The organism is Streptomyces sp. NBC_01237 (genome assembly GCF_035917275.1).
GTDB lineage: Bacteria > Actinomycetota > Actinomycetes > Streptomycetales > Streptomycetaceae > Streptomyces.
This window is the reverse complement of sequence record NZ_CP108508.1, coordinates 4,194,889-4,219,292: the sequence shown is the minus strand read 5'-3', so window position 1 is coordinate 4,219,292 and position 24,404 is coordinate 4,194,889. Positions and strand designations below refer to the sequence as shown.

The following is a 24,404-nucleotide window of genomic DNA, read 5'->3' as shown; positions in this document are numbered from 1 at the left end:
GAGCCCTCTGCGGTGAAGTGCCGGACCCCTGTGCGGGCGCTCAGCTCCCGGCCGGCGGAAGCACCGTCTCCGGGACCTGGACGGTGCGCAGCACGCCGTCGCCCAGGTGCAGGATCGCCCGCCCCGGGCGGGTCGCGCCCAGGCGGCTGCGGGGCACCTTGACGCCGATGAGTTCGCCGTCGCTCATGTTCTGCGGCTTCAGCAGCAGACCGCACCGGTTGCGGCGGGCCTCGGTGTGCCAGCCGGAGAAGCCGGAGGAGAGCCGGTCGGTCTGCCCGGAGATCACCAGGCCCCGGCCGCTCTCGGCACCGGACTTGGCGATCTGGGTGAGGACGGGCTCGGCCTTCGTCTTCAGCAGCAGGTCGGCGTCGTCCAGGACCACCACGGCCCCCCGCGGCGAGGACGCCAGCGCCTCCTCCAGCGCCGTCGGGTCGATGTCGGACTCGTCGAAGACCGCGAGGACGCCTGGCCGTCCGGCGAGTTGGCGCAGCGGTGACCTGGCGGGCGCGCCGATGACGACGGACATCCCGGAAGACAGCAGTGAAAGCGTCAGCGTCGCCAGGGCGGTGCTGCGGCCGGAGCGAGCGGGCCCGGCGACGAGGAAGGTCGGTGTGACGCCGAAGTCCGGGCCGTACGCGGCCAGTTCGTCACCACCGACACCGGACATCGCCCACCGCGAGGACGGCAGCGGCTGCGGCACGTAACGGACCGCTTCCTCCCAGCTGAGCCGGTCCGGCAGGGTGTCGACGCGGAACGGCCTGGTGGAGGCGGGCAGTTGGGCCGCCCGGTCGGTGCAGTACTCGGCGATCTGGATGAGCGCCGCGGCCTGCGCCTGGCCTTCCGGGTTGTCCGTGAGGAGCGCGATCTGCACCTCCGCCTTGTCGGCGGCACGGAACGCGCGGCCCGGCGGGATCTCGTCGGGCACGTTGCGCTGGGTGATGCCGATCATCCCGTACTCGGACTTCTCGTTCAGCTTCAGCACGAGCTTGTCCTCGGTGGAGCCGTTGACCCGGCTGGAGAACAGTGCCCGGTCGCCGGTCATCACCAGGTGGATGCCGACGCTCGCACCGTCCCGGAGCAGGGTCAGCACGGAGTTCAGCAGGTTCCCGGAGTCGTACTCGCCGAGCTGCTTGTCGAAGACCTCCCACCGGTCGATGAACAGCACGATGTGCGGGGGGCGTTCGTCCTCCGGCAGCGCGCGCCGGAGCTCCGGCAGGTCGGCGCTGCCGCGGGCGGCGAGCATCTCCTGGCGCCGGGCCAGCTCCCCGGTCAGCCGGGCGAGCAGCCGGGCCACCCGGTCGGGCTGGGTGCGCATCGTGATGGCCCCGCAGTGCGGCAGCCTCTCGATGGGCAGCAGCGCGCCGTTGCCGCAGTCGATGCCGTACATGTGCAGCTTGTCCGGGGAATGGGCGAAGGCCAGGGTGCCGGCGATGGTGCGCAGCGTCTGTGACCTGCCCTGCCGGGGCGAGCCGATGATGTGCAGGTGGCCGAGGGTCGCCGGGTCGATCACCAGGGGCAGCCGGGCCTGCTGTGCGGGCAGGTCCACCACGCCGTACGCGACCGGCGCGAGGTCGTAGTCGGAGGGCGGGGGCGCCGGCAGTTCGCCGGTGACCAGGACCTCGGGCAGCGGCGGGAGCCAGGGGCTGTGCTGCGCGGGGATGCCCATCTCCCGGTCCGCTTCGCGGATCGCGGCGACGAGCCCGGTGAGGTCGGTCTCCACCTCGGCGGGTGCGGCGGCGCCGCGGGGCCTTGGCGGGAGCGGCTCGCCGAGCCGTTCCCAGCCGACCGTCACCGCCCAGGGCGTGGGCAGCGAGGTCGCCGCGGCACCGGGCCGACGGCCGCCGACCCGTCCGGACTGGAACGGCACGAGGGAGTTCTGGCCCAGGCGCACATAGGCACGGCCGGGGGTGCCCTGCGAGATCCCGGCGGCCTCGGGGGAGTTGAGGACGTCCTGGCTCTCGCCGGCGTCCGTCACCCGGAGCGCGATGCGCAGGTTGGTGTTGGCGCGGATCTCCGAGGAGACGACGCCGCTGGGGCGCTGTGTCGCCAGGATCAGGTGGATGCCGAGGCTGCGGCCCCGCTGGGCGATGTTGACCAGACCCTTCACGAAGTCCGGCAGATCGCGCACCATCGAGGCGAACTCGTCGATGACGATCAGCAGCCGGGGCATCGGCGCGCGGCCCGCCGGGTTGCGCTCCAGCAGGTCGACGTAGTCCTCGATGTCCTTGGCGCCGGCCGCGGCGAGGATGTGCTCGCGCCGGGTGAGTTCCGCCGTCAGTGACACCAGGGCCCGCTCGACGAGGTGGGCGTCGAGGTCGGTGACCATGCCGACGGTGTGGGGCAGGTCGACGCAGTCCTTGAACGCGGAGCCGCCCTTGTAGTCGACCAGGACGAACGTCATCGCGTCGGGGCGGTTCGCCACCGCGAGCGAGGCGACCAGCGTCTGGAGGAGTTCGGACTTGCCGGAGCCGGTGGTGCCGGCGATCAGCCCGTGCGGGCCGTCGCGCCGCAGGTCCAGGTGGAACGGGCCGTCCAGGGAGACGCCGACGGCCGCCCGGGTCGAGCGGCCCCCGGCCGTCCAGCGCGCCCGGATCGCCCCGGCCTGCGGCGGGTCGAGGGCGAGGACGTCGAGCAGCCGCGCGGAGCCGGGCAGCACCGCGGCCTCCTCGTCGGCCCCGCCCGGGTCCCGCAGCGGGCCCATCGCGCGGGCCAGCGAACGGCACCAGTCCAGGGACACCACGTCGGGCCGGATGCCCCCGACGGTGCCCCTCCCGGAGCGTCCCACCCGCACGGTTGCGCCGGGCTCCTCGACGACGACGGCGTGGCACTCCTCGGGCAGCAGCCGTTCCTCGGCGTCCAGGCAGAGCGCGCGGACGCCGACGGCCGGTCCGTCGCGCAGGATCTGCGTCACGCCGGGCAGCGAACGCAGCCTGCGGGCTCCGTCGAGGATGACGAGCACGTCGGGCCCGGCGGGCCGGCTCCGCCGGTCCTTGCGTCCGGCGCGCTCGACGATCAGCGCGGTGAGCTCGGCGACCCGCCGGGCGCAGGTCTCCGTGCCGTAGCCGATGCTGGCCGGGGTGTCGCCGGACTTCTTGCGCACATGCGGCAGCCAGCGCAGCCAGGACCAGCCGTCCCTGCCCTGTTCGCCGGTCGTCAGCAGATGGATCTGGAGGTCACGGGGGCTGTGCAGGACGGCGGCCTGGGCGACCACCCAGCGCGCCACGGCGCGTGCGACGGTGCCCTCGCCGGCGATGCCCAGGACGTCGTGCTCCCGCAGCGGAACGGTCACCGGGACGTCGTACGCGGTCCGCGGGTCCTCGCGGCGGTGTTCGTCCTTCGTCGGGTCCTGGAGCACCACCTCGGAGTCTTGATCGGCGGTTCCGATGCGCAGTTCGAGGAAGTCGGCGTCGGAGGTGCGGCGTTCCCACAGACGGCGCCGGGGGCCGACGGCGGTCAGGACGACCTCGGCCGGGTCGGGGAAACCGCGGCGCCGGGCGGTGCGTTCGGCCGTCAGGGCGTCCGCCGCGTCGCCCTCGATCCGTGCCTTCTTCTCCTCGTAGGCGGCGACACTCTCGGCGTGGGACTGGCGCCCCGTGCGCCGGCTCATCACATAGTTGCCGACGATCGCGACCGGGGAGAGCAGCCCGAACAGCAGCATCGTCATACGGTCGAACAGCAGGGCCGCGGCCCCCGCCATCACCAGCGGGGCCAGCGCCGTGATCCACGGGAGCGGCCGGGCCGGGGGCGGGCCGGGCGGGGAGGGCAGGGTGAAGCGGGTGGCGTTCTCGGCCGGCCGCAGCCGCGGCGGCCGGTTGTAGTCGTAGCCGGTGCCGTCCTCCGACGGCTGCACGGCCGCGTCCGGCTTCTGCGGGAGGGCGAGTTCGAGCAGGCTGTCCCCGACGAGGAGCTGTGCGCCGGCCGGCCAGGCGGCCGCCTCGGTGAGGTCCTCGCGGTCCAGTTGCAGGGTGCCGTCGGCAGGCGCGGAGGCGTCCGGCGAGATACGGCAGCGTCCTCCGGGACCCACCGCCAGGACGGCGAACGGACGGTCCGGCACGGAGCGCAGCACCTGGGCGGCCCCGTCGCGGGCCAGCCCGATCCGGTACTCGCCCATGTCCAGCCGGCGCACGGCGCCCGCGCCGGCCCCGCCGACCGTACGGACCTCCACCAGGCCGTTCGGTTCGGCCGAAGCGGTGCCCGCCGGGCCGCCCAGGCCCACGATGGCCGCGTGGTGCAGCGGCGCGTCCCGCAGCCGCATATCGGCGGGCAGCAGCCGGTCGCCGGCGTACAGGCCGAGGCCCTCCGGGGGCCGGTGGACGCCGCCCGCCCCGGCCAGCGCCTCCGCGACAGCGCCCACGGGCGTGTCGGGGTCGGCGTCGAGGTGGACGTCGAACGCGTCACCGCCCTCCTCGACCACGGTCAACATCAACGACACGAGAACGTCCTCCAGCCGACGTGAAATGGGGGCCCCGGCAGCCGCGGACGGCGGCTCCCGTGCCACTGATGGGACCTACGGAGCGCGTCCTCGGATGGTTCACCGCCGCGGCGGTGAACCATCCGCCGACGGGCGCCGTAGTGGCCATCGGGTGCACCGCGCGGCGACCGCGCCGCTCTCGTTCCCGATCGTCCCGGCTCCGCCGCCGGGGCGTCCCGACAAGGAGTCAGAAGATGATCTGGTACGTCCTGGCCGTGGTGCTGGGGCTGGCGCTGATCGGGGCGGTGGCCGCGCTGATCGTCACCGAGCGACGGCCCCGCCCGCCGAAGCCCCGCGCCGCCTCGGTGGCCGTCGTGGGCCGGGAGGCGTTGGACGTGGTCAACGCGGGACTGCGCCGGCTGACGGGCGAGTGCGTGCGCTCCGGCCGGCCGCTGCCCGACCTGTACGCCGTCGTCTACTCCGAGGAGCGGCTCGCCCTGCTGCTCGCCGGTGCCGAGGAGTCCGCCCCCGCGCCCTGGACCGTCGAGGCGGACGGCGAACGCTGGACGATCTCGCCCGACGCCCTGCACCGCCCCGGCCCGGAGGGCGAACCGGCCCTGCCGTACGCGCTGACGGTGACGGTGGGCCTGGACGGACCCGACCGCGTGCTGGTCGACCTCTCCCGGGCGGCGGGGCCCGTCTCGGTGACGGGGCCGGACAAGGAGGTGCACAGCCTGGTGCGGGCCGTCGTCAGCGAGGCGCTCGCCGGGCCGGTGGGGGCGCTCGCCGAGGTGACCCTGGTGGGGTCCCTGGCCGACGGCCGACTGCTCTTCGGCGACGAGCCGCGGACCTCGCGTCTGCACAGCGCGGCCAGCCTGGAGGAGGCGTTCGCCACGGCGGCGTCGGCGGGCACGGGAGCGCCGGAGTTCGGCTCGCCCGACGTCACCCAGATCTACCGGCTGATCGAGGGCAGCAGCCGGATCGCCGTCCCCGGCGAGGCGCCGCATCTGTTCGTCGTGGACGCCTCGCAGCTTCCGCGCCGGGAAGGGGCACTGGCCGGGCTGCGGCGAGGGGACGCGCTGCTGGTGATCGGCGAGGCACCCACGGGGTGGCGCTGGCGTGCCGACGCGGGCGGTGCGCTCGACACCGGGCCGCTCGGCCTGGAGATCACCCGGCACGCGGGACGTCTGGCATGAGTGTCATCCGGCCTCGCGGTACAGGCCGCCCGCGTACAGCCCCCGGTTGTGCAGTGCCTCCCGCAGGGCGCGGGCGGCGTAGTACGTACGGGACTTGACGGTGCCCGGCGGCACACCGAGGACCTCGGCCGTCTGGTTGACGCTGCGTCCCAGGTAGTGCACGTGCATCAGGACCTCGCGCTGTGCCGGGCGCAGGTCCCGCAGCGCGTCGATGAGTACCTGGGAGGTGAGCATGTGGTCCACGCCGTCGGACACCGGCAGATGGGCGAGTTCGGGGTCACCGGTCTCCAGCGGTCTGGCCTGGCGGGCCCGGTGTCCGTCGATGACCAGGTTGCGCAGCGCGGTGAACAGCCAGGGCCGCACCGCGTCCGTGGTCGGGTCGAGTTCCTCGGCGTGCCGCCAGGCGCGTATCGCGACTTCCTGGAGGACGTCCTCGGCGCGGTGCCAGTCACCCTCCAGCCGACGTGCGGCGAACTGGAGCAGCGCGTTCCCGTGCAGGTGGTAGAAGGCTCTGAGGAACTCGTCGGGGTGGGGTTCCGCGGCACGCTGGCCAGGTATGAGGTCTTCGGTCGAAGCGCTGGCCGACAAGGCCTTTCCTCTCCGGTCATCTGTGGGGAGACGGGGCCGCCGACTGCGGGACAACCGGCGGGCGCCGCCGCGGGCCGCCGTGCGACCGTGCGGCGCCCGTCGGCCTGCGGCGGCGGTGAACTCGCCCCGTCGCGCCGTTCAGCCCGGTTCGCGAGAGGAAAGCGAGCCCACCTCACGGGAGGTCAACTCCCGGTCGTAGAGATGTACATCGGCGATATCACCGTTCCAGAAATCGGCTGCCTTCCCATGGAACTTTCCGCGCCCGATCACCGCGGTGCCAGTGGGTTTCACGCTGTTGGAGGCCACTCTGGTTCCCACGGGCCGGCCGTCCACGTAGACCTGCATCCGATGGTCCTTCTGACTGTACGTGCCGGTCAGGTGGTACCAGCGGCCGGGCTGAGGCTTCTCCGGCGTCGTCGCGACCGTACGGGCTCCGCTGAAACTGAAGGCGAAGTTGCCGTCCGGGCCGGAGTACTGGAGGAAGAACGCACTCGTCCGGTCGCCGTCCACGGACAGGGCGGTGCGCATGCCGGTCATGCCCTGGGGGCTGAGGCGCACCCGCGCGGCGACCGAGTAGTCCTGGCTCGCGGTGTCGAGCCGGGTGTGGGAGTCCGCGTATCCGGTGGTGCCGTCCAACCGCAGCGAACCGCCCTCGGGTCCGTCGGTCCACTGCGTGCCGCCCCTGACCGAGGCGTCGTGCTCGCCGGCCTTCGCGGTGCCGGACCGGTGCAGGGGCCACCAGCCGAGGCCCTGTAGTGACTCGGCGTCACCACTCGGGCTCGACGCGGCCGGTTTCGCCCCGGCCTGTTCCTTTCCTTCCGGTTCCTTCTCGGAGTCCTGGCCGCGCACCAGTTGGACGACGACGAAGGCCAACGCGACGGTCAGTACGGTGATCGTGGTGATGAGCGGCCATCTGCGCGTCATGAATTTCCTCAGGAGGTGCGACATAGATGTGTCACTGGTGATCACGGGGCCGGTCCGGAAGTGGTTCAGTGTGCACGCACTTTGTGACATACCCGGAGGACGGCGCACCTGTGCGCCCCCAAAGGCACGGGTTCAGGACGCCAGGCCGCGCAGCCGGTCGACCGCCTCCCGGAGGACGTCGTCCTTCTTGCAGAAGGTGAAGCGGACCTGGCTGCGGCCGGCGTCGGGGTCGTCGTAGAAGACGGAGTTGGGGATGGCGACGACGCCGCAGCGTTCGGGGAGGGCGCGGCAGAAGGCGTAGGCGTCCTTCTCGCCGAATGGGGTGATGTCGGTGGTGATGAAGTACGTGCCCCGGGGACGGTAGACCTCGAACCCGGCCGCGCGCAGGCCGTCGCCGAGCAGGTCGCGCTTGCGACGGAGGTCGCTGCGGAAGTTTTCGAAGTACGAGTCCGGCAGCCGCAGCGCCTCGGCGATCGCGTACTGGAACGGGCCTGCGCTGACGTAGGTCAGGTACTGCTTGGCCGTCCGGACGGCGGAGACGAGCGGGGCGCTCGCCGTGACCCAGCCGACCTTCCAGCCGGTGAAGGAGAAGGTCTTGCCCGCGGAGGAGATGGAGACGGTGCGCTCGCGCATGCCGGGGAACGAGGCGAGCGGGATGTGCTCGCCCTCGAAGACCAGGTGCTCGTACACCTCGTCGGTGACGACGAGCAGGTCGCGTTCGCAGGCGAGCGTGGCGACGGCGGCGAGTTCCTCGCGGGTGAGGACCGTGCCGGTGGGGTTGTGCGGGGTGTTGAGCAGGATCAGGCGGGTGCGGGGGGTGACGGCGGCGCGGAGTTCACCGAGGTCGAGCCGGAAGGTTTTGGTGTCCCGGTCGGGGCGGAGCGTGACCGGGACCCGGGTGCCGCCCGCCATGGCGATGCACGCGGCGTACGAGTCGTAGTAGGGCTCCAGCGCGATGACCTCGTCGCCCGGTTCGAGCAGGGCGAGCATCGCGGCGGCGATGGCCTCGGTGGCGCCCGCCGTGACCAGGACCTCGGTGTCGGGGTCATGGGTGAGGCCGTAGCGCCGCAGCTGGTGGTCCGCGATCGCGGTACGGAGTTCGGGCACGCCGGGTCCCGGCGGATACTGGTTGCCGCGCCCGTCGCGCAGGGCGCGGACGGCGGCCTCGCGGATCTCGTCGGGGCCATCGGTGTCCGGGAAGCCCTGACCGAGGTTGAGGGAGCCGGTCCGTACGGCCAGAGCCGACATCTCCGCGAAGATCGTCGTGCCGAACCCGGCGAGGCGGCGGTTGAGCAGTGGTCGTCCCTGAGTCATGAGCCATCCTGTGCCGAAGCTCTGGAGTTGCTCAAGTCTGCTTTGGCTCCGGCGGGGCGGGGGCATCCCCCACACACGCAAGAAGCGGCATGAACATGAAGCGGGGGATTCCGCTTCGGGGGACGGAAGGATGTGGGGACAGGTGGGAGTCTTCCTCGCGATAGTGATCGTGTTTGTGGTGATCGGATTCGTGCCGGCGCTCGTGGTGCGGGCGGTCAAACGGCGGACGGGAAGGCGCCGGACCGCGGGGGGCGCGGCGGCCGGGGGCAGCTGGTGGGCGGGCGGCGGCGGGGGCGGCTCGTCCTGCGGCGGCGGTGGCGGTGGGCACTCCGGCGGGGGCTCCGATGGGCACTCCGGTGGGCATTCCGGTGGCCACTCGTGCGGAAGCAGCAGTTCGTCGTGCGGGGGCAGCAGCTCCTCGTGCGGCGGTGGCGGGGGCGGCTGCGGCGGAGGCGGCAGCTGACCGAGGAGATGTTCCGTCAGGTGTCCGGTGGGTGAACTCCCGCCGGGCACCTTTTCGTTGATCAACGCGTGGGGTTCGAGTTGAACAGGTGAACCGGGCAGCCCCCGAGGGGATGGAAAGCACGTCAAGTTGGGCAAAAACGCTGTGAGTGAGGCGTACTTCGTGATTCCCTCGCAGTACAGAACATTCAGCCCTCGGACCCCAGTTGGACCTGATCGGGCGTTCCCCCAGTCCCATGCGCGTCGTTACGGGGGGCGCTCCCTGTCCATGTGTCCATGTGTGTTTGCGGAGCCGACCCATGCTCACGACCCTCCAGACGGCCTATTCCGATACCCGAGCTGCCGACCTGGCCTGGGCGTTGGGACGGGAGCCGCTGCCCGCCCTCGCCGTCCTCGACCTCCAGCTCGCCGACACCACCGTCCAGTTGAGGCTTCTCGGTGCCTCCCATCAGGTCCTCCTGGAGGAGGAGAGCGGCACCTGCTCGGAGACCGTTGCCTGCATTCCGGGCAGCAGCACGCCCCTGCCCCTCGGTGTCGCCAAGCGGCTCGGGGACTGGGAGTACGAATTCGCCGCACGCGTGGAGACGCTCTCGGAGGGCTCGTTCGCCGGGCGCGCCCAGGAACTCCTCGCCCTGGTCGCCGACCATCCGCACGGTCTCGCGGGGACCTTTCCGGGCAGTCCGCACGCCTTCACCGCGATGCTGGCGCAGCGGACCGAGGGGCAGGTGCGGTGGCGCACCTGGCATGCGTACCCGCAGGAGGGGCAGTTGGTGGTGACCCGCACCCGGGTGGGCGTGCGGATGCCGGCCCGGGTCTTCTGAACGGGTGGGCCGCCGTGGTGACTTCTCCGGTCCACCCCGGTCACTTGCACCCGTGTGGGTGACAGGTGGCGATCGGTTCGTGACGTAGCGTTCGCTTCATGATCGACCAGCAGGTGTCGCTGCGAGGGGCCGGGGCGGGGCTTCCCGTGCGGCCCCGTACCGGCCGGTTCCTCGTGCTGGCCGCCGTCTTCATCTGTGCTGCCTGCGGTCTGGTCTACGAACTCGAACTGGTGGCGCTCGCCTCCTACTTGATCGGTGACTCGGTCACGCAGGCGTCCGTCGTGCTCTCCGTGATGGTGTTCGCGATGGGCATCGGCTCTCTTCTCGCGAAACGTTTACGCTGCCGCGCCGCGGTCGGTTTCGGGCTCATCGAGGCCGCCCTCGCGCTGATCGGCGGGACCTCGGCGCTCGTGCTGTACGCCTCGTTCGCGTGGCTCGGGGAGTCGCGGTACGCGCTGGTCGGGTTCTCGCTGGCGATCGGGGTGCTGATCGGTGCGGAGATCCCGCTGCTGATGACGCTGATCCAGCGCGTCGACCGGCAGGACCCGGGCGGGGCGGTCGCGGATCTGTTCGCCGCCGACTACGTCGGGGCGCTGGTCGGGGGACTGGCGTTCCCCTTTCTGCTGCTGCCGGTGCTGGGCCAGCTGACCGGTGCCCTGTTCACCGGTGCGGTGAACGCGGCGGCGGGCGGGGCGCTGGTGCTGTGGCTGTTCCGGCGCGACCTCAGCTCCCGGTCCCGGTGGCTCCTCGTCCTCGCCAACCTCTCGGTGATCCTGCTGCTGGCCGTCGCCACGGTGCTGGTGGACGACTTCGAGCGGGCGGCGCGGCGGGCGGTCTACGGGGACGAGGTGCGGGTCGCCGTGCAGACCGGGGTGCAGGAGGTCGTGCTCACCGGGTCCGGCCGCGACTCCCTCGATCTGTATCTGGACGGGCGCCTGCGGGTCAGCGCCCGCGACGAGTACCGCTACCACGAGGCGCTGGTGCACCCGGCGATGAACGGGCGGCACGAGCGGGTGCTGATCCTGGGCGGCGGCGACGGGCTCGCCGCCCGCGAGGTGCTGCGCTACCGGGACGTCCGGGAGCTGACGGTCGTCGAGCTGGACCCGGCCGTCACCCGGTTGGCCCGTACGGACCCCGCGCTCCGCGACCTGAACGGGCACGCGTACCGGGACCCGCGGCTCACCGCGGTCGGCGGGGACGCGTTCACCTGGCTCCGGGCCGGTGATGACCGCTACGACGTGGTGATCTCCGACCTGCCGGACCCGGGCATCACGGCGAGCACCAAGCTCTACTCCGCGGAGTTCTACGGACTGGTCGCGGAGTCCCTCGCGCCGGGCGGGCGGCTGGTGGTGCACGCCGGGCCGCTGAGTGTCCGGCCGGGGACGTTCTGGACGGTGGAGGCATCGGTCCGGGCGGGCGGCCTCATGCCCAGGCCGTACCGCGTCACCGGCAGGCTGTCCGGTTTCGCGGCGAGCCCGGACCGGGTCAACGGCGACGGGCGGGACCCGCGCGACTGGGGCTTCGTCCTGGCCTCCGCGGGCGGCCCGCCACGGCTGGGGCTGGCCGCCGGGGCCCCCGGGCTGCGCTCGCTGGGGGAGCGGGAGGTGCGCACGGCGGGGCGGTCCGCGGAGAGCGCACGGGTGGCGGGGCAGCAGCCGTCGACGCTGGTCCACCCGCGCTACTGGGAGGGGGAGTGATCCTCGGGGGTGGTGTCCGGGGTGTGGTGCTCGGGGGCCGGCAGGGGCTCGGCGGGGCCGGTGGAGGGAGTACGGGGTGCGGAAGCGCTGACGTACCGGCCGGGGCTGAGTAGGCTCGGTTTCCATGGAGCATGAGGTGTTCGTTCCGGTTCCGGCCCCGTCCCTTCGGCGGACGCTGGGCGATCCTGCCCGCGTCGCCCGCTGCGTACCGGGTCTCCAGCAGGACGCCGAGGCGTCGGCCGGGCCCTTGGCCGGCCGGCTGAAGATCCGGGCCGATGGGCACACGATCACGTACCGGGGCGCGCTGCGGCTCTCCGGCCCGGACGGCGACCGCTTCTCGGTGACCGGTGAGGGAGCGGAGGCCCGCGGTACCGGTGCGGCGAAGCTGGAGCTGTCCATCGGCCTCACCGAGACCGACGGCGGTACGACGCTGACGTTCACGGGGACGGCGAGCGGGGACGGCCGGCTCAAGGAGCTGGACGCGGCGGCCGCGCTCTCGGCGGCCCACCGGCTGCTGGACCGCTTCACGCAGCAGCTGGTGACGGAGACGCTGGCCTCCCACGAGGGGGAACAGGTCGCGCCCGTGGCGGGCTCGACCGGGGACGCGTCGGCCGATGAGGGGGGTGCGTCGGCCCCCGAGGCCCAAGACGAGGTCCAGGCCGAAGCCGAGGCCGAGGCCGACGACGAGGCTCTGCTCGGCGATGACGATGACGATGATGCCGAGGGCGGGGTGGCGGCCGTCGGCAACGCGTCGGTGTTCGACGCGCCCGTGCCGCCCCCCTCGCTCGACCCCGTCGTCGAGGTGGAGTTCACCGTGCCGGACGAGCCCCCGGCCGAGGCGGCGCACGCCCGGCGGACCATGATCGGGCGCAGTGCCGAGGAGGTCGACCACGCTCCGCCGCGCGGCCGGTACGCCCCCGTGCCCTCGCCCGACGCGAGCGGTGCGGGCACCGTCCTGCGCTGGGCCGCCCCCGCCGCCGCCCTCGCGATCGCCTCCGCCGTCGTGCTGGGCCGGGCGCTGCGACGCCGGAGGTAGCGGCGCCAGTAGTGTCGGGGGTGTGAGCAGAGCTGCGAAGAACGTCCGGCTGACCGTCGGCGACGCCGAGTTGACCGTTGACCCCGTCCATGGCTGCCGGATCAGCAGCCTGCGGATCGGTGGCACCGAACTGCTGCGCCAGGGGGAGCGGTACGGCTGCTTCCCGATGGTGCCGTGGTGCGGACGTACCGAGAACGGGGTGTTCCGCAACGGTGACGCGATCCACCGGTTGCCGCTGAACGCCCCGCCGCACGCCATCCACGGCACCGGCCGCGACATGGCCTGGCACACCGTCCGGGAGGATGCGGCGGAGGCGGCCTTCTACTACGACCTCGCCGAGCCCTGGCCGTACGAGGGCCGGGTGACGCAGACCTTCGAGCTGACCGAGGACTCGCTCACGCTGCGGCTGTCCGTCGAGACGTACGGGAATTCCTTCCCCGCGCAGGCCGGCTGGCATCCCTGGTTCCGGCGGAACACCGGCGGCCGGGACGCACAGCTCACCTTCGACGCCGCCTGGCAGGAGGAGCGCGGCGAGGACCACCTGCCGACCGGCCGGCGGATCGACCCGCTGCCCGGCCCGTGGGACGACTGTTTCGGGATGCCCGACGGAGTCGATGTGAAGCTCACCTGGCCGGAGCAGCTGGAACTGACGGTGAAGAGCCGGGACGAGTGGGTCGTGATCTACGACGAGCAGGAGGAGGCGGTGTGCGTGGAGCCGCAGTCCGGGCCGCCGAACGGGCTGAACACCACGCCCCGGCTGGTCACTCCGATCGACCCGCTGGAGATCGCGACCACCTGGAGCTGGGTGCGGCTCTGAGCGGGGGCGGCAGCGCTTACCCTCGTTGACATGACTGACGTACGCGCTGACCTGCTCCAGCAGATCAAGGACAAGGCCGTGGTGCACGGCAAGGTGACCCTCTCCTCGGGTCTGGAAGCCGACTGGTACATCGACCTGCGCCGGATCACGCTGGACGGCAAGGCCGCGCCGATGGTCGGCCAGGTCATGCTCGACGCCACCGCCGCACTGGACTACGACTGCGTCGGCGGTCTGACGCTGGGCGCCGACCCGGTCGCCACGTCGATGCTGCACGCCTCCGCGGCACGCGGGGGGAGCCTGGACGCGTTCGTCGTCCGCAAGGCGCAGAAGGCGCACGGCATGCAGCGCCGCATCGAGGGCACGGACGTCAAGGGCCGTCGCTGCTTGGTGGTCGAGGACACCTCGACCACCGGCGGTTCGCCGCTGACCGCCGTCGAGGCGGTGCGCGAGGCGGGTGGCGAGGTGGTCGCCGTCGCCGTGATCGTGGAGCGGGGTGCCGCTTCGGCGATCGCCGAAGCCGGGCTGCCGTATGTCCAGGTCTACTCGGTGGCCGACCTCGACCTCAGCTGATACCTGGCTTGACCTGCGGTTTCTCTCCGGGGTGGGAGGTTTCACGTGAAACCTCCCACCCCGGACACGTTTCTGTGGGGGTCCTCCGGGTGGAGCCGGGGCGGGAGTCTGGGAAGATGGGGGCGACGATGACGTCGCCCCCAGGTCAGGGACCAGCACTGCACACCCGCACATCCCAAGGAGCGGTCAGATGCCCATCGCAACCCCCGAGGTCTACGCCGAGATGCTCGACCGGGCGAAGGCAGGAAAGTTCGCCTACCCGGCCATCAACGTGACCTCGACCCAGACCCTGCACGCTGCGCTGCGCGGCTTCGCGGAGGCCGAGAGCGACGGCATCGTCCAGATCTCCACCGGCGGGGCGGAGTTCCTGGGCGGCCAGTACAACAAGGACATGGTGACGGGCGCCGTAGCCCTGGCCGAGTTCGCGCACATTGTCGCCGCCAAGTACGACATCACGGTCGCGCTGCACACCGACCACTGCCCCAAGGACAAGCTGGACACCTATGTGCGTCCGCTGATCGACATCTCCGCGGAGCGTGTCGCCAAGGGCCTCAACCCGCTGTTCCAGTCGCACATGTGGGACGGTTCGGCCGAGACCCTCGCCGACAACCTGGCCATCGGTCAGGAACTGCTCGCCAAGGCCGCCGCCGCCAAGATCATCCTTGAGGTCGAGATCACCCCGACCGGTGGCGAGGAGGACGGCGTCACGCACGAGATCAACGACGAGCTGTACACGACCGTCGACGACGCGCTGCGTACCGCCGAGGCGCTCGGCCTGGGCGAGAAGGGCCGCTACCTGCTGGCCGCCTCCTTCGGCAACGTCCACGGCGTCTACAAGCCGGGCAACGTCGTGCTCCGCCCCGAGCTCCTGAAGGACCTCCAGGAGGGCGTCGGCGCCAAGTACGGCAAGTCCTCCCCGTTCGACTTCGTCTTCCACGGCGGCTCCGGCTCCACGGCCGAGGAGATCGCCACCGCGCTGGAGAACGGCGTCGTGAAGATGAACCTCGACACCGACACCCAGTACGCCTTCACCCGGCCGATCGTGGACCACATGTTCCGCAACTACGACGGCGTCCTGAAGGTCGACGGCGAGGTCGGCAACAAGAAGTTCTACGACCCGCGCAGCTGGGGCAAGTCCGCCGAGGCGGGCATGGCCAAGCGTGTCACCGAGGCGTGCGCGAACCTGCGCTCCACCGGTACGAAGCTGAAGTAGTCCGTACGGACATCCGTCGTGGGCCCGGTACCCCTTGGGGTACCGGGCCCACGGCATGTCCGGGCGGCATCCATGACGCAGTGAATTGAGGGATCCGTTGTGAGTACGCCGATTTCGTCCTACGACTTCGACACCGTCGTCGACCGCCGCGGTACCTGGTGCGTCCAGTGGGACGGGGTCGCCGACCGGTTCGGAGTGGACGGTCTGCTGCCGTTCACCATCTCCGACATGGACTTCGAGACGGCGCCCGAGGTGCTGAGCGCGCTGCGGGCCCGTCTCGATCACGGGGTGTTCGGCTACACCACCTGGCAGCAGGACGACTTCCGGTCGGCGATAGCCCACTGGTACGCGACCCGCTACGGCACCACGATCGACACGGACCGGCTCGTCTACGCGCCCTCGGTGCTCAGCCAGCTCTCGCAGCTGTTGCAGATGTGGACGCTCAAGGGCGACGGGGTCGTCGTCCACACCCCCACGTACGACGGTTTCCGCAAGGCGGTCACCGGGCTCGGGCGGGAGCTGCGGGGCGTTCCGGTGGGCGACGCGGAGGCGCTGGAGCGGGAGCTGGCGCGGGCGGACGCGAAGGTGCTCGTGCTGTGTTCGCCGCACAATCCGACCGGGCGGGTGTGGACGGAGGCCGAGCTGGAGGCCATGGCGGAGTCGGCCCGGCGGCACGGGGTGGCGGTGATCAGTGACGAGATCCACGCGGACTTCGTCCATGAGGGGTACCGGCACGTGCCGTGGACGCGGGTGGGTGGCGAGGGGCGCTGGGCGGTGATCAGCTCCGCGTCGAAGTCGTTCAACTTTCCGGCGCTGACGGGTTCGTACGGGATCGTCGGCGATCCGGCCGACCGGGCGGAGTTCCTGCGGCGCATGGAGACGGCGGAGGGGCTGGCCTCGCCGGCCGTGCTCTCGCTGACCGCGCACATCGCGGCGTACCGGGACGGCGGGCCGTGGCTGGACGCGGTGCGGGCGTATGTGGCGGGGAACCTGGAGCTGGTCGCGGAACGGCTGAACACGGCCTTCCCCGAGCTGGGCTGGCAGCCGCCGCAGGCGGGCTACCTGGCGTGGATCGACCTGCGGCCGCTGGGCGTGGACGACGAGGCGTTGCAGCGGGTGCTGATCGAGCGGGAGAAGGTCGCGATCATGCCGGGGGCGGTGTACGGGGCGGAGGGGTTCCTGCGGCTGAATGTGGGGTGTCCGCGGAGCAAGGTGGGGGCGGGGGTGGAGGCGTTGATACGGGGGGTGGGGGCGGTGCGGTAGGGGGCGCCTGCGGCGGGCGTGTTCCCCTACCCGCCCCTTCCCGAAACCGGGGCGCTGCCCCGGACCCCGGGGAAGGATGCCCTCAATCGCCGGGCGGGCTGGGTGTGGCCGGGGTGGGGTTTGGTGGTGCTGCCCCGGGCCCTGGGGGAGGGTGCCCTCAATCGCCGGGCGGGCTGGGGTTTGGCCGGGGTGGGGTTTGGTGGTGCTGCCCCGGGCCCTGGGGGAGGGTGCCCTCAATCGCCGGGCGGGCTGGGTGTGGCCGGGGTGGGGGTTGGTGGTGCTGCCCCGGACCTCGGGGAAGGGTGCCCTCAATCGCCGGGCGGGCGCTGGGTTTGGCCGGAGTGGGGTGGGGGTTGCCGGGCGGGCTGGGTGTGGCCGGGGTGGGGTGGGGGTTGCCGGGTGGGCTGGGGTTGGCCGCCGGGTGGGCTGGGTGTGGGTGCCGGGTGGGCTGGATGTGGGCGCCCGGCGCGGGTGGGTCCCGGGTTCCGGGCTGGGGGTATGAGTGGCGGGGCTGGGTTCCGATGGACGGTGCGGTGTGTAGCGGGGATGCTGCTCCTATGCCTGATGCCGAGCCGGGGAGCATTCGCGTAGCGTCGCCTGTCGGGCGTTGGGTCGTACTGACCACGGTGCTCGGCTCCAGCATGGCGATGCTGGACTCCACGGTCATCAATGTCGCCCTGCCCCGCATCGGCGAGGACCTCGGTACCGATCTGGCCGCGTTGCAGTGGACCGTCAACGCGTACATGCTCACCCTCGCCGGGCTGATCCTGCTCGGTGGGGCGCTCGGGGACCGGTACGGGCGGCGGCGGGTCTTCGTCGTCGGGGTCGTGTGGTTCGCGCTCGCCTCGCTGCTGTGCGGGGTGGCGCCGAACGCCGCGGTGCTGATCGCCGCACGGGCCCTCCAGGGGGTCGGCGGGGCGCTGCTCACCCCCGGATCGCTGGCCCTCATCCAGGCGAGCTTCCACCCGGACGACCGGGCCCGCGCCGTCGGCCTGTGGTCGGGGCTCGGCGGGGTCGGTGCCGCGGTCGGGCCCTTCGTCGGCGGCTGGCTCGTCGACGGGCCCGGCTGGCGATGGGTGTTCCTGCTCAATCTGCCGCTCGCCGCGATCTGTGTGCCCGTCGCGCTGCGTCACGTACCGGAGTCCCGGGACCCGGCGGCGCACGGCCGGTTCGACGTCCTGGGAGCCGTGCTCGGGGCGCTCGCGCTCGCCGGGGTGACCTATGCGCTGATCGAGGCGCCGGGGAGCGGTGCGTCGCCGCTCGTCATCGGCTCGGCCGTGGGCGGGGTGCTGCTCGGCGTGGCGTTCGTGCAGGTGGAGCGCCGGCGGTCGGATCCGATGCTGCCGCCGTCGATCTTCAGGTCCCGGCTGTTCACCTCGGTCAACATCGTGACGTTCTGTGTGTACGCGGCTCTCGGTGGTTTCTTCTTCCTCTCCGCGATCCAGCTCCAGGTGGTCGCCGGGTACTCGGCACTGGGCGCGGGCACCGCGCTGCTGCCCACCACCGTCCTGATGCTGCTGTTCTCCGCCTCGGCGGGGGACCTCGGGCGGCGCATCGGCCCCCGCATCCCGCTGACCGTCGGCCCGCTGCTGGCCGCCGCCGGGATGCTGCTGATGCTGCGGGTGGGACCCGGGGCCTCGGTGACCTCGTACCTGAGCGACGTGCTGCCCGCCGTGCTGGTGCTCGGCCTGGGCCTGGTCACGCTCGTCGCGCCGCTCACCGCGACCGTCCTGGCCGCCGTGGACGCCGGGCGGGCGGGGCTGGCCAGTGGCATCAACAACGCGGCGGCCCGTGCCGCCGGGCTGATCGCGGTGGCCGCGCTGCCGCTGCTCGCGGGCATGGGGCCGGAGGCGTACCGGGACGCGGGCGAGTTCGCCGCGACCTTCCGGCGGGCCATGCCGATGTGCGCAGGGCTGCTGGTGGCCGGTGCGGTGATCGCCTTTTGGACGGTACGTACCCCGCCCGCGGCGGACCGCGACACCCGGCCGGAGTGCGCCGTGCACTGCGGGGTCGCGGCGCCGCCCCTGGAGCCGGAGCACGAGCCGCACACACGTGCCGGAACGTGAACCGGGGTGCGGCCCCACCGGCTCCCCGTGCCAGGCACACTTGATCCCATGTCCATCCACGAGAACCTTCTCGGGGGCCCTGCCCCGACCCATCTGCCCGACGACCCCGAACCCCGCGAGCTGCTCGCGGGCGGTACGCCGCCCGCCGACGTCGCGGCGAAGTACCCCACCTCGTCGCTGGCCTGGGCCCAGCTCGCCGACGAGGCGTTCGAGGGCGGCCGGGTCGTCGAGTCGTACGCGTACGCCCGTACCGGCTACCACCGCGGCCTCGACTCCCTGCGCCGCGCGGGCTGGAAGGGCCACGGCCCCGTCCCGTTCGAGCACGAGCCGAACCGCGGCTTCCTGCGCGCGCTGCACGCCCTCGCCCGCGCCGCCCAGGCGATCGGCGAGCAGGACGAGTACGAGCGCTGCTCGACGTTCCTGCGGGACTCCTCGCCGACCGCCGCCGACATCCTGGGCTGAGCCGCCCCCGCCCGTACGCAGTACAGGTCACCGGGGTCCGCGGGCCGCACCACCGCCCGCGGACCCCGGTGCCGTCCCGGTGTCCCGCCCCGCCGTGCGCCGGGAGGGCGGCCGGGTCCGAGGTACGCCCGGCGCGCGCCAGGATTAGGATGCGAACAGGGGACCGGAGCTCCATCACCTCACGGAAGGGGCGGACCGCTACCCGGAAGCTCGTGTCGAGGAGACAGAAATGTCGACCAACCACCCCGACCCCGAAGCCACCGGTGCGCAGGCCCCGCACCTGGACTTCGCGGGAACGACTCCGTACGAGGACTATGTCCAGGCGGATGTCCTGACCCATCTCCAGCAGCTTCGCTCCGACGACCCCGGGGAAATGGTCTTCCTGGTCACCACCCAGGTCATGGAGCTGTGGTTCACCGTCATCGTCCATGAGTGGGAGACCGCGGCGCACGCCCTGCGCGAGGACCGCATACCGGTCGCCCGGGACGCCCTGAAGCGCTCCCTGCGGGAACTGGAGGCGCTCAACGCCTCCTGGACCCCGCTCGCCGCACTCACCCCCGGCCAGTTCAACTCCTACCGCGGCGCGCTCGGCGAGGGCTCCGGCTTCCAGTCGGCGATGTACCGGCGGATGGAGTTCCTGCTCGGCGACAAGTCCGCTTCCATGCTCGTGCCGCACCGGGGCGCGCCCCGTGTCCACGCCGAGCTGGAGAAGGCGCTGGGCGAGCCCAGCCTGTACGACGAGGTCCTCGCCCTGCTCGCCCGGCGCGGCCACGCCGTGCCGCAGGCCGTGCTCGGACGGGACCTGACCCGGAAGTACGAGCCGTCCCCCGAGATCGAGGCCGTCTGGGCGGAGATCTACGGCGATCCGGAGCGGTACGACGACCTCGTCCGGCTCGGTGAGCTGATGACCGACGTCGGCGAACTGGTCTGGCGCTGGCGCAACGACCATCTCGTCGCCACCCGGCGGGCGATGGGTTCCAAGACGGGCACCGGCGGCTCCGCCGGAGTGGCCTGGCTGGAGAAGCGGGCCACGAAGAACGTGTTCCCCGAACTCTGGACGGCGCGCAGCCATGTCTGACACCACCACGGCCACGACGGGCCTCGCCGCGCGGGCCGCCGCGCTCGACGCCGCCGACGAACTCGCCTCCCGGCGCGCCCTGTTCACCCTCGACGACACCGTCTACCTGGACGGCAACTCCCTGGGTGCGCTGCCGGCCCATGTACCCGCCCGCGTCCAGGACGTCCTCACCCGCCAGTGGGGCGAGCTGCGCATCCGGTCCTGGGACGAGAGCGGCTGGTGGACCGCGCCCGAACGGATCGGCGACCGGATCGCGCCGCTCGTCGGGGCCGCCGCCGGGCAGATCGTCGTCGGCGACTCGACCAGCGTGAACGTCTTCAAGGCGGTCGTCGCCGCGAGCCGGCTGGCGACGGACGGACGCGACGAGATCCTTGTTGACGCGACGACGTTTCCCACGGACGGGTACATCGCCGAGTCCGCCGCCCGGATGACCGGCCACCGGATCGTCCCGGTCGCACCCGCCGAGGTGACGGACGCGCTGGGCCCCCGTACGGCCCTCGTCCTGCTCAACCACGTCGACTACCGCACCGGCAGGCTCCACGACCTCCCCGGGCTGACCGCCGCCGTGCACGCGGCGGGCGGCCTCGCGGTCTGGGACCTGTGCCACAGCGCGGGCGCCCTGCCGGTCGGCCTGGACGCGCACGGGGTGGACCTGGCCGTCGGCTGCACGTACAAGTACCTGAACGGCGGCCCCGGTTCGCCCGCCTACCTGTACGTCGCCGAGCGTCATCAGGCCGCCTTCGACTCGCCCCTGCCGGGGTGGACGTCGCACGCGGACCCGTTCGCGATGACGCCGGGGTACGCCCCGGCGGACGGTGCGGTACGGGGCCGGGTCGGCACCCCGGACATCCTGTCCATGCTGGCGCTGGAGGCCTCGCTGGACGTCTGGGACGGGGTGTCCGTCGAGTCCGTACGGGCCAAGTCCCTCGCGCTGACGGACTTCTTCCTGGAGTGCGTCGCCGCGTATGTGCCGGACGGCCGGGTCGGCTCGGTCACCCCTCTCGCGCACGCGGAGCGCGGCAGCCAGGTCGCGCTGCGCTGCGCGGAGGCCGAACCGGTGATGCGGGCGCTCATCGAGCGGGGCGTCGTCGGTGATCTGCGGCGACCGGATGTCCTGCGGTTCGGGTTCACTCCGCTGTACGTGGGGTTCGCGGACGCGGAACGGGCGGCGCGCGTCCTGGCCGAGGTGCTGGCCGAGGTGCCGAAGGGGAAGTGAGGGGAAGCGGGCGATCGGGGGCGGTCCGGACGGTCCGCCCCCGACTGGTACCGTCCCCGCAGGTCACGCCAGTTGGGCAGATGGCCCCGGCACGGTCCCGGCCACGCCGTGAGGGTGCACACTGGCGTCGGGACCACGCACTGGCACAGGCACAGGCATTGGCATTGGACGGTTGGAGCAGCATGTCGGATTCTGCCGCGCGTGAGCGTGACGCCGCCGAGACCGAGTCGGCGTTCGCGCATCCGGTGGTCGCCCCCGATCGGTCCGCCGCCTACGGCAGCCACCCCGACCAGGTGATCGACTTCTTCGCGCCGCGCGACGGCCGGACCGGGGTGCCGCTCGTCGTCCTGTTCCACGGCGGGGCCTGGCGGGCCCCGTACGACCGGGCCCATGTGTCGCCGCTCGCGGACTTCCTGGCCCGGCGCGGCTTCGCCGTCGCCAACGTGGAGTACCGGCGCGGCAGTGAGATCCCGCAGCAGGGTGGCGCGGGGCCGGTCGCGGGCCGCTGGCCCGAGACGTTCGACGATGTCGCCGCCGCGATGGACGCCCTGCCGGGGCTGGCCGCCCGGGAACTGCCGCAGGCCGATCTGCGGCGGACCGTGGTGACCGGACACTCGGCGGGCGGCACCCTGGCGCTGTGGGCGGCGGCCCGGCACGAGCTTCCCGAGGGGTCGCCGTGGCGGCTCCCCTCGCCGCCGCCGCTGCGCGGGGTCGTCGCCCTGGCGCCGATCGCCGACTTCACGGCCGCCGTCGAGCTGGGGATCTGCTCCGGGGCCGTGGGGCAACTCCTGGGTGGGAAGGACGCTTTCGAGGGCCGCCGGGCGTCCAGTGATCCGGCCGCGCTGCTGCCGACCGGCATCGCGACGGCCGTGGTGCAGGGCACCGACGACCTGACCGTGCCGCAGGCGGTGTCGGAGGCGTTCGTCGACGCGGCGGCGAAGGCGGGCGAGACGGTGGGGCTGACCCTGCTGGAGGGCGTCGGCCACTTCCCGCTGATCGACCCCTCGGCGGACGCGTGCGCGGTGGTGGCGGAGGAACTGGCCCAGCTGGCGTGGTGAGGGCGGGCGTGCGCGGGGCGTGCCGCGCCGCCGCGCGGTGGGGCCTGTGCGGGGCTCGCGGCGGTGTGCGGGTGCGCCGTGCGGGCATGTGCGCCGGGCGCACCGGATGCGCCTCGTAGTACTTGAGGGGGACGCTCCGGAATCCGTATCACTGCGGACGACCGGCGCCGCGCCGCCGCCTACCGTGGAGGCGTGACCCAGACCCAGACCCAGACGAAGACCAGAAGCCCGGAGCTGCGGGCCTTCAAGGGCGCGATGGCCGGCCTGCGCCAGGACCTCTTCCACGACATCTTCGCCTACCGCCCGCTGGCCCCGATGAGCGGCGAGGGGCGGTTCTTCCGGCTGGTGCCCTCACGGTTGCGGAAGCACGCCGTCTGGACCCCGCACGCCCTGGTCCTGCTGGCCACGTTCTTCACCGTGATGCTCGCGATCGGCACGTGGAACCGGCAGTTCTTCGTCGGTGCGCTGCCCGCGGTTCCGGTCGCGCTGACCCTGGTCAGGCCGGTCGCCGCGTTCTGGTTGTCGATGGCCGTCTCCTTCATCACCGCTGTGACCAGCAATGAGTGGCTGTGGGGGCCCAGCAGCTTCTTCGCGCACCTGGTGGTCCTGGTGGTCGTGGCGGCCAGGACACGGCCGCGTGCCGCCGCCTGGATGTGGACGGCCGGCCTGCTGCTCGCCCTGCTGATGGAGAACAGCGGGCCCATGCGGGACTCCTCCAGCGTCGGGCCGATGCTCGTGCTCTCCGCCATGGCGCTGCTCGTGGTGGGCATCGTCCACGTCCGGCGCGACGCCCAGCGTGAGGTGACCGTGCAGCGCACCGTCACCGCCGTGGAGCGCGACCGGCGCACGCTGCTGGAGGAGCGCACCACCATCGCCCGTGAGCTGCACGACGTCGTCGCGCACCACATGTCGGTCGTCGCGATCCAGGCGGAGGCCGCCCCCTACCGGGTGGAGAACCCGCCGCCCGAGCTGGAGCAGGCGTTCGTCACCATCCGGGAGAACGCGGTGGCCGCCCTCACGGAGCTGCGCCGGGTCCTCGGGGTGGTCCGCGCGGACGACTACGAGGCGCCGGACGCCCCGCAGCCCACCCTCGACGGGCTCGACGGGCTCCTCGCCAATGTGCGGGAGGCGGGTCTGGAGTCGGAGAAGACGGTCACCGGTGCGGTGCGCGCGCTTCCGCAGGGCGTCGAGCTGTCGGCGTACCGGATCATCCAGGAGGCCCTCAGCAACACGCTGCGGCACGCGCCGGGCGCCACCGCACAGGTCGAGCTCGGCTATGTGCTCGGCGGACTCGGGCTGCGCGTCGTCAACGGGCCGCCCACCGGCCTGGTGAAGCCCTCGCCGGGGGCCGGGCACGGGATCACCGGGATGCGGGAGCGGGTCGCCATGCTGAACGGGGAGATGACGGCGGGGGCGACCGAGGACGGCGGATACGAGATCGCCGCGTTCATCCCCGTACAGACCACGCACGACACGCATGACACGCATGACAGATACGACACCGAGCGGGACGGGAAGGCATGAACGACATCCGGGTCCTGATCGTCGACGACCAGATGATGGTGCGCGAGGGTTTCTCCGTGCTGCTCAACGCGATGCCGGGGATCGAGGTCGCCGGTGAGGCGGTCGACGGGCGGCAGGCCGTCTCGCAGGTCGCGGCCCTGCGCCCCGACGTGGTGCTGATGGACATCCGGATGCCGGTGATGAACGGCATCGAGGCGACCCGCGAGATCGTGGCGCAGGACGCGGACGCGAAGGTGCTGGTACTGACGACGTTCGACCTCGACGAGTACGTGTACCAGGCGCTGCGGGCCGGGGCCTCCGGCTTCCTGCTCAAGGACGCCTCGGCACGGCAACTCGCCGACGGCGTACGGGTGGTGGCGTCCGGTGAGGCGTTGCTCGCGCCGACCGTGACCCGGCGGCTGATCACCGAGTTCGCCAAGGTCGCCGAGACGCCCCGGCCGCCCGCCCTCGCCCGGATCGGTGATCTCACGGAACGGGAGACGGAGGTGCTGGTGCTCATCGCGCAGGGCCTGTCGAACGCGGAGATCGCCTCCCATCTGGTGGTCGCCGAATCCACCATCAAGACGCATGTCAGCCGCATCCTGGTGAAGCTCGGGCTGCGCGACCGGACCCAGGCGGCGGTGTTCGCGTACGAGGCCCGGCTGGTCACGCCCGGCTGAGGACCGGGCCGGGCGGGGCGGCAGGGCGG

Annotated in this window: 19 protein-coding genes; 15 read left to right on the top strand and 4 right to left on the bottom strand. The window is 72.5% G+C overall.

Annotation, left to right across the window (positions count from 1 at the left end):
* Window positions 1-40 precede the first annotated feature (40 nt).
* Window positions 41-4,423, bottom strand: coding sequence for an FtsK/SpoIIIE domain-containing protein (locus tag OG251_RS18480; protein ID WP_326681308.1), 4,383 nt, complete (start codon window positions 4,421-4,423; stop codon window positions 41-43).
* A 242-nt stretch (window positions 4,424-4,665) separates the two neighbouring features.
* On the opposite strand from OG251_RS18480, the gene OG251_RS18475 reads away from it, so the two are divergent.
* Window positions 4,666-5,607: a hypothetical protein gene (locus tag OG251_RS18475; RefSeq protein WP_326678234.1), complete on the top strand. Its 942-nt coding sequence runs from the start codon at window positions 4,666-4,668 to the stop codon at window positions 5,605-5,607.
* A 3-nt stretch (window positions 5,608-5,610) separates the two neighbouring features.
* Here the strand turns inward: OG251_RS18475 and OG251_RS18470 are convergent, their stop codons facing one another.
* The 3 genes from OG251_RS18470 to OG251_RS18460 all read right to left on the bottom strand — a co-directional run bounded on the left by OG251_RS18470 (window position 5,611) and on the right by OG251_RS18460 (window position 8,433).
* Complete coding sequence (locus OG251_RS18470; protein WP_326678233.1) at window positions 5,611-6,195, bottom strand: sigma-70 family RNA polymerase sigma factor; 585 nt, start codon at window positions 6,193-6,195, stop codon at window positions 5,611-5,613.
* Window positions 6,196-6,333: 138 nt separating this feature from the next.
* On the bottom strand, window positions 6,334-7,119 hold the full coding sequence (locus OG251_RS18465; RefSeq protein ID WP_326678232.1) for a LamG domain-containing protein: 786 nt from the start codon (window positions 7,117-7,119) through the stop codon (window positions 6,334-6,336).
* Window positions 7,120-7,251: 132 nt separating this feature from the next.
* Complete coding sequence (locus OG251_RS18460; protein WP_326678231.1) at window positions 7,252-8,433, bottom strand: pyridoxal phosphate-dependent aminotransferase; 1,182 nt, start codon at window positions 8,431-8,433, stop codon at window positions 7,252-7,254.
* 761 nt (window positions 8,434-9,194) lie between these two features.
* Here OG251_RS18460 and OG251_RS18455 point away from each other — a divergent pair.
* The 14 genes from OG251_RS18455 to OG251_RS18390 all read left to right on the top strand — a co-directional run bounded on the left by OG251_RS18455 (window position 9,195) and on the right by OG251_RS18390 (window position 24,375).
* A complete protein-coding gene (locus tag OG251_RS18455; protein ID WP_326678230.1) occupies window positions 9,195-9,716 on the top strand; it encodes a DUF2617 family protein in 522 nt (173 codons plus the stop codon).
* A 98-nt stretch (window positions 9,717-9,814) separates the two neighbouring features.
* Window positions 9,815-11,413, top strand: a complete 1,599-nt coding sequence (locus tag OG251_RS18450) for a polyamine aminopropyltransferase (RefSeq protein ID WP_326678229.1) — start codon at window positions 9,815-9,817, stop codon at window positions 11,411-11,413.
* A gap of 124 nt (window positions 11,414-11,537) precedes the next feature.
* Complete coding sequence (locus tag OG251_RS18445) at window positions 11,538-12,449, top strand: SRPBCC domain-containing protein (protein ID WP_326678228.1); 912 nt, start codon at window positions 11,538-11,540, stop codon at window positions 12,447-12,449.
* Between the two features lie 22 nt (window positions 12,450-12,471).
* Window positions 12,472-13,266, top strand: a complete 795-nt coding sequence (locus tag OG251_RS18440) for an aldose epimerase family protein (protein WP_326678227.1) — start codon at window positions 12,472-12,474, stop codon at window positions 13,264-13,266.
* A gap of 30 nt (window positions 13,267-13,296) precedes the next feature.
* On the top strand, window positions 13,297-13,836 hold the full coding sequence (gene pyrE / locus OG251_RS18435; protein WP_326678226.1) for an orotate phosphoribosyltransferase: 540 nt from the start codon (window positions 13,297-13,299) through the stop codon (window positions 13,834-13,836).
* Between the two features lie 190 nt (window positions 13,837-14,026).
* Complete coding sequence (gene fbaA, locus OG251_RS18430) at window positions 14,027-15,049, top strand: class II fructose-bisphosphate aldolase (RefSeq protein WP_326678225.1); 1,023 nt, start codon at window positions 14,027-14,029, stop codon at window positions 15,047-15,049.
* 99 nt (window positions 15,050-15,148) lie between these two features.
* Window positions 15,149-16,312 carry a MalY/PatB family protein gene (locus OG251_RS18425; RefSeq protein WP_326678224.1) on the top strand — a complete coding sequence of 388 codons (1,164 nt, stop codon included), beginning with the start codon at window positions 15,149-15,151 and terminating at the stop codon, window positions 16,310-16,312.
* A 557-nt stretch (window positions 16,313-16,869) separates the two neighbouring features.
* Window positions 16,870-18,378 carry a DHA2 family efflux MFS transporter permease subunit gene (locus OG251_RS18420; RefSeq protein ID WP_326678223.1) on the top strand — a complete coding sequence of 503 codons (1,509 nt, stop codon included), beginning with the start codon at window positions 16,870-16,872 and terminating at the stop codon, window positions 18,376-18,378.
* 48 nt (window positions 18,379-18,426) lie between these two features.
* Window positions 18,427-18,840 carry a DUF3151 domain-containing protein gene (locus tag OG251_RS18415; protein ID WP_326678222.1) on the top strand — a complete coding sequence of 138 codons (414 nt, stop codon included), beginning with the start codon at window positions 18,427-18,429 and terminating at the stop codon, window positions 18,838-18,840.
* Window positions 18,841-19,069: 229 nt separating this feature from the next.
* A complete protein-coding gene (locus OG251_RS18410) occupies window positions 19,070-19,918 on the top strand; it encodes a tryptophan 2,3-dioxygenase family protein (protein WP_326678221.1) in 849 nt (282 codons plus the stop codon).
* Window positions 19,911-21,134 (top strand): kynureninase, encoded by a 1,224-nt coding sequence (kynU, locus tag OG251_RS18405; RefSeq protein WP_326678220.1) that lies wholly within the window; start codon window positions 19,911-19,913, stop codon window positions 21,132-21,134. Before OG251_RS18410 ends, kynU begins: the two co-directional genes overlap by 8 nt.
* 182 nt (window positions 21,135-21,316) lie before the next feature.
* Entirely contained in the window at window positions 21,317-22,192 is an 876-nt protein-coding gene (locus OG251_RS18400; RefSeq protein ID WP_326678219.1) for an alpha/beta hydrolase, read from the top strand.
* A gap of 255 nt (window positions 22,193-22,447) precedes the next feature.
* On the top strand, window positions 22,448-23,716 hold the full coding sequence (locus OG251_RS18395) for a sensor histidine kinase (protein WP_326681307.1): 1,269 nt from the start codon (window positions 22,448-22,450) through the stop codon (window positions 23,714-23,716).
* Entirely contained in the window at window positions 23,713-24,375 is a 663-nt protein-coding gene (locus tag OG251_RS18390; RefSeq protein ID WP_326678218.1) for a response regulator transcription factor, read from the top strand. Before OG251_RS18395 ends, OG251_RS18390 begins: the two co-directional genes overlap by 4 nt.
* Window positions 24,376-24,404 lie beyond the last annotated feature (29 nt).